Raw genomic sequence first — 13,306 nt, 5'->3', positions numbered from 1 at the left:
GTAGTATTACTCCGTTAGTGATGTTAACCACTTGGTCATATATATGACAAAGCGTCTCTGCTTTGTTTAGTGCAACAGTGCGTGGCCAATACACACTGCTGTTTGCGGGCAATGTGCCTGCAAAGCGTTACAGTGGAGTGACAGCGGCTGTCTGCTCAAATGCAACAGAGTGCATTCAAACAAACCTTTTGGCCATTGAATGTGACCGCCATCACACCTTTACCAATTGATTGATTGCGGAGGTTAAAATAATGCGTGTCAGGGCCATCCGCACCGAACCCGTAATCTTACTATAAAACAACGGGCTAGGTGCAAGGGTTAAAGCGTGCCAATAAGAGTGAGCTCGGTGGACCAGCCATCCTGTTGATAAAGCTCAATGGGGCTGTCCGTGTGGCGCCAGCCGGCGCTGGCCTTGAGTGAAATGTACGGATTAAGGCGCCATGTATACTGGCTGTTGAGACGAGTCAGGCGGCGGTCGCGACGCTTGTTGCCCCAAAACGCAGGCGAGTAGGCGCTTTGCTCATATTCCCTCAGATACATTAACTGCAGCTCCAAAGGCAGGTTTTGCCAAGGGCGTGCGCGGGTACCCACATGAATGCTGTAACGGTCATCACCGGCTCGCGGTTCCTGTGGCTGGTCATATTCAAGGCCTGAATAGGCTACTACGCCAGGCGCAAGGCTCCTGAGCCACTGAATACCGATACTATGGCTGTCTGCACTGGTGCGCTCGTAGTTATACCGGGTGTACAGGGATACGCGCTGCTTTTGGCTGCTGACCGTGATACCCAGCTGGGTTTGAATGCGCTGCTGCTCTTCCTGACGGTGCCCATTCACAGATGCGTCCAGCCTGCATCTAAGGCCACTAGGGCAGGGGAGGGGCTGACCCAAAAGTGCGTACAGTCTGAACTCCGTTTCCTGAAGGTTATCATAATGACGAGCGCTGCCACCGAGGTGCCAGTTTCGTTCGCCCTGATATTGCCAGTTCAGGTTCAACGCGGAATAACTGCTGGAACGCGCCTGACTGGCAGTGTCCAGGTTCCAGTCCAGAGGCAGGCCATTGAAGTTAACCAGGATGCTATCGTGGCGGCTGCCATCATTCGCGTTGCTGTCGTAGCCGCGTGTTAATAAAAAGCCCAGTTCCTGGCGTGATCCTGCGGCCACGAGGGGAGCGGGACCTGATGCGGCCAGCCAAGTATCAACAAGACGTGCCAGTGCTGGCGGAATATTGTTTTCCCGCAGCCATTGACGGTGTTCCAGTGCGGCTTGTCGATCACCATCAAGTAAGGCAAGCCTCAGGCTTTCTATTCGCAGGTCGCCGCGCAGTGGGTGGCACTGACTCAACTTGCCAAGTGCCTCTCGTGCCGAAGACCAGTTGCCATTGGTATTGGCGTGACGGGCTTCCTGCAGCCAGAAGTCCGTTTTGGCCGGGCTGCATTCAATCGCTTGGGCACTACTGGCTATAAGTAATGTGAGGCATGCCAAAAGCCGTATGATCATGTCAGTACTTGTGCTTCAGGTGAAATGCCCCATGCACGTACAGGAGCTGAATGACTTGAAAGCGACAGTTGGAGAGCCTGTGGCCAGTGAGCAGTCGGCAGAAGGGCCTGGGTACCCTCGCCGATGAGAATGGGTGTTGGTGTTTGTCGAGTGGCGGCTTCCAGGTGTGCGGCCAGGTTAACCGGTGCGCCGATCAGCGTGTAGCTGCGGCGGTGTGTTGAGCCGAGTTCGCCTACCACCACCTCGCCGGAGTTGATTCCAACGCTTAACTCCAGTGGCAGCCCATACTCCTGACTGATGTCGTTCATTTCTCGGCACAATGCCTGGCCCGCCATGATTGCATGGCGGGCATGATCCGCGTCGGCCAGTGGCGCCCCCCAGAAAGCCATGACTGCGTCGCCGATATATTTATCCACCGTGCCTCCATGTTGGTGAATGGTGCGGGTCAATCTGTCCATGATGACTTGCAGAATCTCGGCCAAAGCCTCGGGTTCAATGTTTGCTGCATAAGCAGAGAAATTGCGCAAGTCGGCAAACATTACTGTCATCAGCCGACGCTCGGGCTCGGCACCGATAATCTGGTTGGGCTGGCGTTGAATGCGCGCCATTACCTGTGGTGCTACATAGTGGCTGAATTGGTGCTGCAGTATGTCACGCGCATGAAGCGCGTCAAGTGCGGTCCAGGGAATCAACAGGGCCAGGGTGCTCAGTGAGGCCGCTAGCATGGGAAGCAGTGGCCAGAATAGCCCCTGTTGCTGTTGCCAGAGGGCGAAACCAAACCATAGGGTGTTGACCGCGCAGGCAAACAGGGTCGCCAGCAAGGGTTGTTGGCGGAGCAACAAGCCGGTGGTCAGAATGGCTGCCAGAAGAGCGGCTAACGCGCTGATTGGCCAGCTGGCCTTTGCCGTAATCCAGACTTGCTGATCGAGCATGCCTTGTAGCAGCAGAGCGTGGGCTTCCATGGCGGGAAAATCTGCGGCAACCGGGGTACTTATGCGGTCGTGGAGCCCGACAGCGCTGGATCCTAGAATCAATACACGCCCCTGAAGGAAGCCCTCAGGAACTGTATCGTTTAGAACAGCCTTGGCGCTGATCCAGGGGACGGCCCCGCTGCTGCTATACCAGGGGATTCGGGCGCTGGCATCGGTCTCTAGTGGGATCTGGATTACGTTATCACTGCTAATTAACTTCCCTGATTTGCTCAGCCGGTATTCTGGAGGGCTGCCCATTAGCTGGCGCATCAAGCTCAGAGCCAGTGCTTCGATACAGACGTCAGAATGACATACCAGGGGAAACAAGCGTCTAACCTTTCCATCCGGGTCTGTGATGGGCGTGATGTGGGCTTGCTCCAGCCCTTCCAGGCTACTGAAATTATTTATCCAGCTGCCGATACGCGGCAGAGCACCGCAGCCCTGGGTACAGGTCACTTGGTGCGGCAGGCGTCCACGAGGCGGCACAGATGAAGGAGCCCAAACCAGGCTTGTTGTAATGCGGTGGTCATTTAAAACAGTAGCAAGGTTTTCTGAGCTGCTGGAATGGTCCGGAAACAGAATATCAATCCCGACCAATGCTGGCTGTTGATCCAGAATTCGTTCGATCAATACTGCAATGCGATCTCTCGACCAGGGCCAGCGCCCCTCTTGTTCCAGAGTCGAATCATCAATATCGATAAGTGCAATTCGAGGGTCTGTTGGTAAGCTTGCAGGTTGCAGTAGCTGAATGCGCCTGTCTTCCAGGGCTGCCTCAAGCTCGCGTGCCTGGTGAGGGAAAAGCATGACAATGCATAGCAGCAGGCCCTGAAGAACAAAAAGGGCCAGCCACTTGGTTATAGCAGAGCGTCGCATTAATTCCAGTGAGTGATACCGCTAACATGTGAGTCATCGCCGAGTTCACGCTCAAAGAGCAGTGAAGCGCTGTCACCGTTAGGGCCAAAACCACCTTCCAGTTGAGCGTTGGATAGTGCGTCGTCACTCTGCATCAGGCCATTTTCGTCAAATTGGCCAGCCCCCTGAATCGAGACAGCATCATCAAGGCCTGGGGCGCTGACATCAAACTTGGACACAAACTTCTTCTGATCAAAGTCAACAAGGAGCATGGGGTTGATGACTTCGGCGGGGCGCAGGCCGTCTTTGCTGGAATAGACCGCGGAGGAATCATTGAGATTAAATTGCACCCGTCCACTGGTAGGCAAATCCTGTGCTCCCGGTGTTTCCAGCGCATAGTGGCGGTTGAAAGCAATATTCGGATTGTCAGATGACAAGAATGAGATCTTATCACTGTCCAGCTCTGCAAAGTCAGCCCAATGCCCCCAGCTAACACCTTCACTTGTCTCACGGGACTGCCATTGTGCCAATAGCGGGCGATCATCGACTCCACTATGCTGAAGGCCAAACATCCATTGCTGGGATGATTTGTTTTCGCTGATAAGAATGATGAGGGTATTACCCTGCCAATGGCCTTTGAGACTCAGATAATCGTTTTCAGCAAAAAGTACACCTGACTCTCCCACCGCGCCTCGCAGCGTATAGTTGCTGCCGCCGGTATTAATCAGCATCTGAAAACGGCCGTTGGCATCAGCTTTGAATCCACTGATGCTGGCTTGTTTGCCGTGTCCTGCCGGATTTCCCAGAGGTTGCACCCAGCTGGTATCAAAAGTCTGTGTGCCCGCGAAGTCAAGCGTTTCACCAGGCGTGAACCAAATGCTGTGACGGTCGAGAGGGAGTTGCCACAAATCAATATTGTCCTGCCGAAGTGCAAGCAGCCAGTCGTATTCTTCGGCACCCAGTGCGGTAAGACTGTCCGGAAGAGCTTCCCAGAGAAGGCCTTCGGGCCAATAGCGTGCTGCCAAAAGGGTTTCAATTGAGCCGGTTTTACCCCATAAACGCTTTTGCTGAAGGTCGAGCCAGCCATTCAGTTTCAGACTGTCACGGAGAGTGAGCTGAACATTGTAAATAGCATGGCTTGCAACAGGGTCGTAGGCGTCAACACGCATGCTGGTATAACGCAAGTATTCTCGCATTTGCTCAGCACTGTAGGTACCAGACCGGTTGTCGACGGAAAAAAGGTGGCTTCCGCCTTTCCGTGGATCCGGGTCTTCGGCGTCGTTCAATCCATCCCCATCAGTGTCGGCCAGCCAAGGGTTTAGATTGTTGGCAAGTTCTTCCTGATCCGATACCCCATCGTTATCCGTGTCTCCATCGGCATCAAGCAGGAGTGCATCCCGAAGCCCTTCCAGATCAGCCAGTGGCGGCTCAGATGGATCGTCGGGCTGGGGTGATTTCTCCGGAAGGTTATTGTCTTGTTCAACAAATTCAATCACCTGCTCGTGCGTCATGGTCGGCGTTAACAGTTTGCCGTTAGCGTCATACATGCCGCCGCTAAAAAATGGAGAGTTGGCCTTGGTGCTTACAAAGTCAGGAATGCCGCTTATGCGTTCAATGCCATCGCCCGGGCGCAGGCGTAGCCAAGCACTGTCATGCTCACTGAGGTCGGCTGATTCAGGAGTGTTACAGGCTCCGAGGCTACCTGGGATGCACCCCAGGGCCTGTGAAAATGGAGACAACCGAATAGCACCAGAGTGAACAAAAACTCCCAATTCGTTATTTTGCAGGCTTGCTGTGTAGTCTGTGCCACGAATACCCAGAGCCGCAAAGGGTGTATCCAGGCGATAACGGTGATGAGCACCCTCACCAATTGCACCGGTGCGAGTCCGCAATTTGCCCTGTTTGAGTTCAAAGCGGATTGCGGCTTCCCTACCCGCTTCGGCAGCCCTATAAGCATGGATGATCATTTCTGAGTGCGGCTGAAGGTTTACGATGGCGTTATCCTGCATGCGCAGGGTCATACTGCCATTCACGGTAACCAGGTGGTCGCCTACAAATACTTTATCCTGACGGGTGAGGGGCTCGCGGCCGTCAGTTTTGAGTCGCCAGCTGTCACCGGTAGCCAAAACAACGGTGCCGACAAGTGTGCTGCTGGCATGAGCGTTCAGGCCCAAAATCGCCGTAACTAAAGTGAGCAACAAGTAAAAATGACGAAATCTTGGGCGCATGTATAACCTCATGTTCAGGTTAGCCAGAGCTGCATACCGACAACTTGCAGGCTGGCATCAACATATTCGTCGGACTGAGTAAATTCCAGCATGGCCTGTGCAGGTGTGCGAAACCCGTAGTATAGCTCATTTAACCACCAGTTGTATCCGCCATCGTCCGGCAGGCGGCCGAGAGTGTTGGTGTAGAGCTCGTCGAGGAGTTCTTCGTGACTTATGCTGTTATCACCGTCTATATCAGCACGACCTCTAAATTCAACTGAGTTGTAGAACCCGGTCGTCATCTGCTCCAGACTTGAACCTTTCTGCAGTTCGTCTTGCCACCACTCGAACCCGGGCTGGTCAGGAGTGCGTCCCATTATGCCAAGGTAGGCGCGGTAAAGTTGGGCTTCTTCTGCGGAAACAATGGACGAGCCTGTCAGTACATCGCTTGCCCAAGGAGTGGTTGCATCGGCAAGCACTGCATCGCCCTCCAGCTTAAACATCAACTGGTGGGGTGTATATTCTGTGTCACTGAAGGACACAGTTTCGATACCTGAAAAAGTTACTGCGTTATCGGTTGAGCTGTCCCGATAAAGTGTGAGTTTGTCCAGTGTCAGGCCATTGCTGGTGTCCAGTGACCAGCGGCTGGAGTGGTTGCTCAGCTGAATACTGTCTTCACCATCACCGCCCCAAACCCTGTCATGGCCTCCTTCCCAGTAAAAGGTGTCATTGCCCAGGCCCAGCTCGATAGTATTGTCGTGTTGGGCACCAGTAACCTGATCGTTATAATCAGTTGCGATGAGTTTTTCTACAATGGCGCCAAAGGCAATAGCCAGGTTATTTGTTCCCGGGACTTTTACATTCGAATAAGTTGATACTTCACCTGCACTGCTGAAACCGCCCTCTCCAATATCCGACGCTATCGCACTGCCCAGTGCGCTGAAATCCAAGGTGTCATAGCCGCCACCATCCCAAAGAGTCTGCATTGGAATGCTGTCGGTGAAAGTATAGAGGGTGTCGCTGCTGTTATAGTCAGTGTTGGCGCCGTACAGGTACTGAAGTGCAGCTACATCCATTAACTGAAAGGTTACAGGTGCAGTTTCTGGCATGTCCGGGTGGTCAGTGTAAGACATCACCGTGTATTGGAAACTGTCCTGAGAACTCGGAACTGCGGGGAAATCGCTTTCGGCCTCGAATGAGTGTGAAAGCCCTAGCGCATGTCCCAGTTCATGAATCAACGTCATGTAGAACCAGCTGCCAGGGTTGCTGTTGTCATTTCGGGTGTCGTAATTCAGCCAAATATCCCCAGCGGCAGCACTGGGGGTGGTGCCATTTTCATACATCGGCCAGGGATAATAGGCGTAGGCCGCTGTTTCATAATCAATTTGGTCATTGAAGGCCAGGCGAATGTCGCCGTAAGTAGTGCTGTCATTGACCTCCAGTAAATTAAGGTTAGTTAATTGACTGACCTGTTGAGCGACGCCCCTGAACTCATTCATTTGAAGGAAAGTGAGCGGAAACCAACTGTTCCACTCATTATCCTCACTGTAGTCCGGGGGGAAATAGGCGGTGCCTGAGGGGAAGCTGTAAGTGACGGTGCCGGTATCCCAGCGATAATCACTCAGTAGTCCGGCATACCATCTGGCAGTGTAGTCAACTGGCGCGACAAGCATGTTTAAGTACCTCAAGCCATCTCGATCAAGGCAGCGGCACAGGCTGACCAGTCGAAGGTCTCTTCGACACGTTTGCGGGCTGCTTCAGTCATTGTGTTACGTCGATCATCCGGCAGGGCGATCAAATCGTCAATTGCCCGTGCAAAGGTGTTCGGTTCTGCAAGCGTGATTTCGCTGCCATCAATAAAATCGATACCTCGGTTTCCGAATGGTGTGCTGATAATATCCAGACCCCAGGCTGCGTAGTCGAGCATTTTCAGGTTGGTGCCTGAGCCTGATGACATGGGGTTAAGCGCTGCGGATGCTGCCGACATCACGACCTGCTTTTCGGCTTCCGGCAACATGCCCAAAGGCGTGACATTATCGGGCAGTTTCTGGAAATCCTGGTGGTTGCACAAGCTGCCCAGTAGCCAGAACTGGTATTGAGGCCGCTCTTTTGCAAGCTCAATGATAACCTGAGCCGCTTCCAGGTTGGGGCCGTGCCAGCTGCCCATGAACAGCAGTGCTTCCTGGTCCGTTGGTAATCCCAGCTTGATACGGTTGTCGCGCCGTTCTTCAACGCTATGGTAGCGGGTCAGCTTCAGGTCGACACCATTGCCAGCGACGGCTGCAGGGCAGTCGATCGTTCCATACAGCGCAGCGAAACGATCCAGGTCTTCCTGGCTGCAGGCGACCAGCCATTCACTTTCGCGGATGCAGGCGGCTTCGGTATCGCGCACTTTCTGCAGCAGTGGGGCAGGGTCTTTTTGGCCTTCCAGAACGGCTGCCTTCATGTCCGCCTCAACATTATGCGCATCGTAAGCGATAGGCCCTTGCCAGACTGCCCGGATTGCCTGGTACAGATAGGGGTGTGAAGCGATGACCAGGTCGGCATCACGCACCTGATCTTCCAGCAGGCTCATGTAAGAACTGTTTTTGAGGATGCCTTCAATGGCGGCGATATCGCCCAGAGGGACCTTGCGCCCGTGCTGAAGGGTTTTGGCATGCACCTTCTGGCTCAAGGACTCGGGCACTACATGCTCAACCAGACCGGGAAGTAAGCGCAGGTGGCGTTTCTCCGGACCAGTGCAGACCAAGCTGACATCCATGTGCTCTGACAGCTGGGCATAGAGATTGTAGAGACGGCTCTGTCCTCCACCCTGGGGTGGCCAGGCCGGGAAGGTAGAGGTGACGACGACTTTCTTGCGTGTTTTCTCAGGTGTTTGGTGAACGGTTTCGGCGGTTTCAGCGGTTTCGGTCGTAGGAGCCAACAGAGGGGCCAATGTGGCTTCCCAGCTGATATGGGAAACCTTGTCACGCGCCTGTTCGCCCATGCGAGCGGTGGCTTCGTGATCGGCCAGCAACTGGCCCATGGCCTGTTTCAGGGCGTCTACCTCGGGAGCAACGCTGAAACCGCTAATACCATTTTCGACAAATTCGTTCACGCCGCCGGCATCGGTGGTGGTCAGTACGGCCTTGCCTGCGCTCATGGCCTCGATAGTGATCAGGCCAAAGTCCTCGTCATAGGGCATAAAAGGCACAAAGAGGGCGTCGGCATACTGATCGGCGATTTCCTTGTCGGTGATACGACCCAGGAAGCGGATACGTTCGTCGCCTTCTGCAAGTGCCTTGAGTTTCTGCTCTTCAGGGCCGCTGCCCGCGATGCGCAGCTCGATCTGATCCGGTAGCTGGCGGAATGCCTGAATCAGTAAATCCAGGCGCTTGGGGCCATCCAGGCGGCTGACAGTAAAGATGTAGTTGTATTCACCGCCACGAATTCCCTTGAGGTCGGAGGGGTGATGGACAACCTGAACATCGGCACCTTGCGGGAAGTAGTCTCGGCGGTTGGCCACATTATACGAGATGGCGCCGTAATGACGAATGGCACCGGGGCGCTGTGCAATTGCATCCAGGTGATGAACTACCGCTCGCGTGAGCGGTCCGGGGAAAGCGCAGTGGCGGCCATAGTCGTCCTGTTGCTCAAGCGCTTTCAGCTGTGAAAAGAGCTCTGGCAGTTGTGTACGCTCGGGTGTTTGCTGCAACAGCTGGATCAGCGCCTGGTAGTGTGCCGGGTAGCGCTTGGGTTCAAGTTGCTCGGGTTGGCCACAGAAATGATAGGTATCATAGAGCCCCCGCAGTTTGTGCTGCAGGTAGCAGTAGTGCTCCGGGTGGTCGACCATCCACGCGGGATATTTGGTGCTGATAACACGGTCGAAATGGCTCAGGTCCAGTTGGCTAAAAGCTTCATAGCTACGGATCAGTTCCGGAAAGCTACGCTCCGGCGACGGGATTTTGATCAACTCCGCTTCGTGTCCGGTGTGCTGATTGATGTGCTCCAGCATCCCCCACCAGAGCTTTTCGGCGCCGCCAATGGTGAAGGGAACGGGGCTGGGGGCAATCAGTGCAATCTTCATCCTGGTCCTGCTCAGTTGTCGGTCAGCAGGCTGTTAACAACCTGCTGCCAGCTGATGTTGTGCTGTGAATAACTTTCGCGTCCGGCCGCGCCCATGGCGGCGGCGGCCTGCTTGTCGGCATAGAGGCGCTCAATAGCCTCGGCGATCTGTTCGGGCTCTGGCTCGCGGACATAGCCGGTTTCACCCTCGCGTACGAACTCCAGCGGGCCGCCGGAATCGGTGCACGTGATCACGGGCTTACCGGATAGCATGGCCTCCAGTGTGATGTAGCCATAATCCTCGTCATAGGGGCCGAAAAATACGCCCAGTGAACGGGCATAGAGCGTATATTTTTCCGCTTCACTGAAGCGTCCGATCAGGTGGACCCGGTCCTGTACGCCGAGTTTTTCGATCAGGGCGCGGTACTGGGCTTCCTGCCCCCCGCTGCCGCCAAGCAAAATTCGTACAGGAGAACGCAGGTATTGTGCGGCTTCAATCAACAGAGACTGGCGTTTGAGTGTTTCCAGTCGGCTGGGATAGAAAATGTATTCCCAATCGTCGGCGCAATAAAAGTGCTCGGCGCCGTGCGGCGGATGGTACAGCGGCAGGGCGTTAAGGCCATTGAACTGGCGCAAGCGGCTGGCCACATTGGCAGAGTTGGCGAATAAACGTGAAGCGCGTGCAAGCACCCGGGTATCGTAGTCAGTGACCTGTTGCTTGAAGGCTTCCAGTTGGCGCTTATCCGGCTGCTGATCGAAGAGTTCGTAAACAGCACGGTGCTGATGCATCACCCACACGCGATGGTCTGGGTGGCGGACACCGTAGCCGGGAAACTGCAGGCTGATAACCTTGTCTATCTGCAGGCCATTGAATTCGCTGAAGTCCTGCTGTTCGCAATGGGCCATCAGCTCTTCAATTGATCGGGTCGGGTTGAACTTGAACGGGAAGCGTACCTGCTCGACCTGGTGACCGGCACGGCGCAGGGCGTCCGTCACGCCATCAATATGGTAGTCGGCACCGCCATGCATGAACGGCACCTGGCAGGCGGTGACCAGTAACTTCATTCAGCCGCCTCCGCTTCCGGCACGCGAGCGACCAGTGCGATATCCTGAGGTCCGCATAGATGGCCGTTTACACGCTCGGTGAGTGGGTCGTTACCACTCACTTTGGCCTCTTCCGGGTAGGGGTGCAGGCGCACCAGTTCGCTATCGGCATAGCCACAATACTCTGCGAGAAACTCCAGCAGTGTGGGCGTAATCGGGTTGCGGTGTGTCGGGTCGTGGTAGAAGGTGTGGCTGCCGACCAGGATGTTCTCCGGGTTCGGAGTTTCCATAATGAGAACACCACCGGGCTGGAGTACGCGGCGAGCTTCGGTGGTCCAACGCAGTAGAAGCTCGAAGGGGACGTGCTCAATGACATGGAAGGCAGTAATGGCTGCCAGACTGGCATCCGGCTGGCGCTGCAGCCAGGTCAACGCATCATCGAGTGATGCTGTAAGACCTTGCTCGGTGCAGCTGTTAACCATGACCGGGTTGATATCCAGCCCTGTGGCGGCATAGCCATTTTCGCCAAGCAGTTGCAGCCACTCACCGCGGCCACAGCCGATATCCAGAACCCGGTTACTGCCGGTGTTGGCCGCTGTCAGGTAGCTGAGCCATTTGGACATCTTCTCGCGAATTTCTTCACGGGTTCCTCGACAGGCATCTTCGAATGCAACATAGAAAGCCGATACGTCGCTGTCATCAATGGCGGGGGCAACGGCCGGTGCTTTAGCGCTGTTTGGCTCAGCCGGAATTGAGGGCCGGGTCGCCAGGGCTTGATGCTGATAAGCGATTTTATGGCTCAAGTTGGCAAGCTGCTTTGAAAGTGTCTGGTTTTCTTCGCGCAGCAGAGCGTTGTCTTCGCCCTGTTTGCCAGTTTGCTGCTTAAGTTGTTCAACCTGCTGTCGGCTAAGTTCGGTAAGGTGCTCGGCCGCCTGCAATTGCCGACTCATCCAGGACAGTTGCTGCAAAATATTGGCCCGGTACTGGTTCATCTCTTCGGTGTTGGGCAGCTCGCAGATACGGCGGTACAGGCCCAACAGGCGCTGGGCAACAGGGCGCAAGGTGCGGATGCGGCGCAGACGCGCAATCATGCGGTAGCCTTTGAGACCACGAATACGCACGCCGTAACGCTTCGCTTCTTCAGAGCCTGAGAGTTCGGCCAGAATGCCCTGTTTTTCAATACCGTCGTTTAGCTTGTTGAGATAGCTTTGCAGTCCGGCGGGGTCTGGCTCGCGCTGGAGAATGCACAGGAAGGCGTTGCGCACGAAGGCTTCGTCATCAAACTGCAGGAACTCGCGGTAATGGTATGCCGGCTTTGACGGCAGGCGCAGGCGTTGCTCAAAGCTCATCTGGCCGGGCGATTCTTCCGCCGGTAAAGGCTGGGGCTCGGGCTGAGTTTTTATGTCCAGTTGGGCCGCTTCGCGGCGGATAGCGTCGAGCAGTTGCTCGGTGGTTTGGTTGTTCATGAGGCCTCCTGCGTCCCTTGCGAGGGCCGGGTAGCATGTTGTAAACGAGTCGGCAGCGCAACGATACCGGAGAACAGGGGCAGATGGCTGCCCGCAACTTCAAAGCGAATGAAGTTATCACACCAGTGATAGCAGTGCTCCAGATGGTTGTCTTCCGAGTGCAGAGCCAGGGTAATGGTGTACTTTCCGGGAGCCAGGTTGATGGGCAGAGAGAACTGAAGGTCACAGTCTTCGCCTGCGTTCAGTTGAATGTCTTGCCCAAGCAAGTGGCTGTTGGTGCCAAAGATATCCTGACCAAAGCGGTCGCGGATCATAAAGCCGACCGACAGGGATGGAATGGCTTCGGAGGCGCGAATATCGAGTTTGATGTCCACATCTTCGCCGGCTGCAACGGTGTCGCAACCGGAGCGATGGCCAATCAACTCGGCAGACTGGATTTGGGCTTCACCGGTGCCGTAGCTGTTGCTGCTGCGAGAGGTTTCCTGCAGGTCGGCTTCCTGCTCATCCAGGCGCGCCATGATGCGGTTGTAATAGTTCACGGCTTCTTCGGAGTCGCCTTCATAGGCGATCTTGCCGCCATCCAGAACCAGTGCGCGGTCGCATAGCATTTTCACGGCATTGAGGTCGTGCGACACGAATACGATACTGCCGCCTGCGTCCCTGAATGCCCGGATCTTGCGCATGCATTTCTGCTGGAAGTGGCCATCGCCCACGGAAAGGGCTTCATCGACCACAAAACAGGCCGGGTTGGCGTGAATTGCGATGGAAAAGGCCAGGCGCATTACCATCCCGGACGAGTAGGTACGAACCGGCTCGTGGATATACTCGCCAAGCTCGGAAAAATTGATGATTTCATCACGGGCGGCCAGAATTTCCTCACGGGTCATGCCGATGAGGAGACCGTTAGCCATGATGTTATCGAGGCCTGTCAGGGCGTGATCAAAACCGGTGCCCAGTTCCAGCAGGCCGGTGATACGGCCTTCGATACCGATCTCGCCGCTGTCAGGAATCAAAACGCCGGTCAGCAGCTTAAGCAGGGTGGATTTGCCGGCGCCGTTTTGCCCCAGTACTCCCAGGGTTTCGCCGTTGCGAAGGCTGAAGCTGATGGCGTCCAGTGCCTGGTGGCGGTGATGATACTGGCGGCGCAGCAGGACTTCCTTAAGCCGGTCGGACGGCTTGCGGTAGAGGCGGAAGCTTTTGCTCAGTTGGCGAACTTCGATCATTG

General features: G+C 55.3%; 8 protein-coding genes. All 8 read right to left on the bottom strand.

What is annotated here, in order from left to right:
* Positions 1–318: 318 nt before the first annotated feature.
* Genes BW956_RS18795 through BW956_RS18760 form a run of 8 tightly spaced genes read right to left on the bottom strand, consistent with a single transcriptional unit; the run spans position 319 to position 13,304 of the window.
* A complete protein-coding gene (locus BW956_RS18795) occupies positions 319–1,497 on the bottom strand; it encodes a hypothetical protein (protein ID WP_076465287.1) in 1,179 nt (392 codons plus the stop codon).
* Positions 1,494–3,341, bottom strand: coding sequence for a CHASE2 domain-containing protein (locus BW956_RS18790; RefSeq protein ID WP_076465284.1), 1,848 nt, complete (start codon positions 3,339–3,341; stop codon positions 1,494–1,496). The genes BW956_RS18795 and BW956_RS18790 overlap by 4 nt, the downstream gene beginning before the upstream one ends.
* On the bottom strand, positions 3,341–5,548 hold the full coding sequence (locus BW956_RS18785; RefSeq protein ID WP_076465281.1) for a FecR family protein: 2,208 nt from the start codon (positions 5,546–5,548) through the stop codon (positions 3,341–3,343). The genes BW956_RS18790 and BW956_RS18785 overlap by 1 nt, the downstream gene beginning before the upstream one ends.
* A gap of 14 nt (positions 5,549–5,562) precedes the next feature.
* Positions 5,563–7,200 (bottom strand): DUF4214 domain-containing protein, encoded by a 1,638-nt coding sequence (locus BW956_RS18780; protein WP_083703145.1) that lies wholly within the window; start codon positions 7,198–7,200, stop codon positions 5,563–5,565.
* An 11-nt stretch (positions 7,201–7,211) separates the two neighbouring features.
* Positions 7,212–9,593 (bottom strand): glycosyltransferase family 4 protein, encoded by a 2,382-nt coding sequence (locus BW956_RS18775; RefSeq protein WP_076465275.1) that lies wholly within the window; start codon positions 9,591–9,593, stop codon positions 7,212–7,214.
* Between the two features lie 11 nt (positions 9,594–9,604).
* Positions 9,605–10,636 carry a glycosyltransferase family 4 protein gene (locus BW956_RS18770; RefSeq protein ID WP_076465272.1) on the bottom strand — a complete coding sequence of 344 codons (1,032 nt, stop codon included), beginning with the start codon at positions 10,634–10,636 and terminating at the stop codon, positions 9,605–9,607.
* Positions 10,633–12,081: a methyltransferase domain-containing protein gene (locus BW956_RS18765; protein ID WP_076465269.1), complete on the bottom strand. Its 1,449-nt coding sequence runs from the start codon at positions 12,079–12,081 to the stop codon at positions 10,633–10,635. Before BW956_RS18765 ends, BW956_RS18770 begins: the two co-directional genes overlap by 4 nt.
* Positions 12,078–13,304, bottom strand: coding sequence for an ABC transporter ATP-binding protein (locus BW956_RS18760; RefSeq protein WP_076465267.1), 1,227 nt, complete (start codon positions 13,302–13,304; stop codon positions 12,078–12,080). The genes BW956_RS18765 and BW956_RS18760 overlap by 4 nt, the downstream gene beginning before the upstream one ends.
* Positions 13,305–13,306 lie beyond the last annotated feature (2 nt).

It is taken from the genome of Marinobacterium stanieri (assembly GCF_900155945.1).
GTDB classification, from domain to species: domain Bacteria; phylum Pseudomonadota; class Gammaproteobacteria; order Pseudomonadales; family Balneatricaceae; genus Marinobacterium; species Marinobacterium stanieri.
The sequence above is the reverse complement of the archived record's forward strand: the minus strand, read 5'-3'. Positions and strand labels throughout refer to the sequence as shown.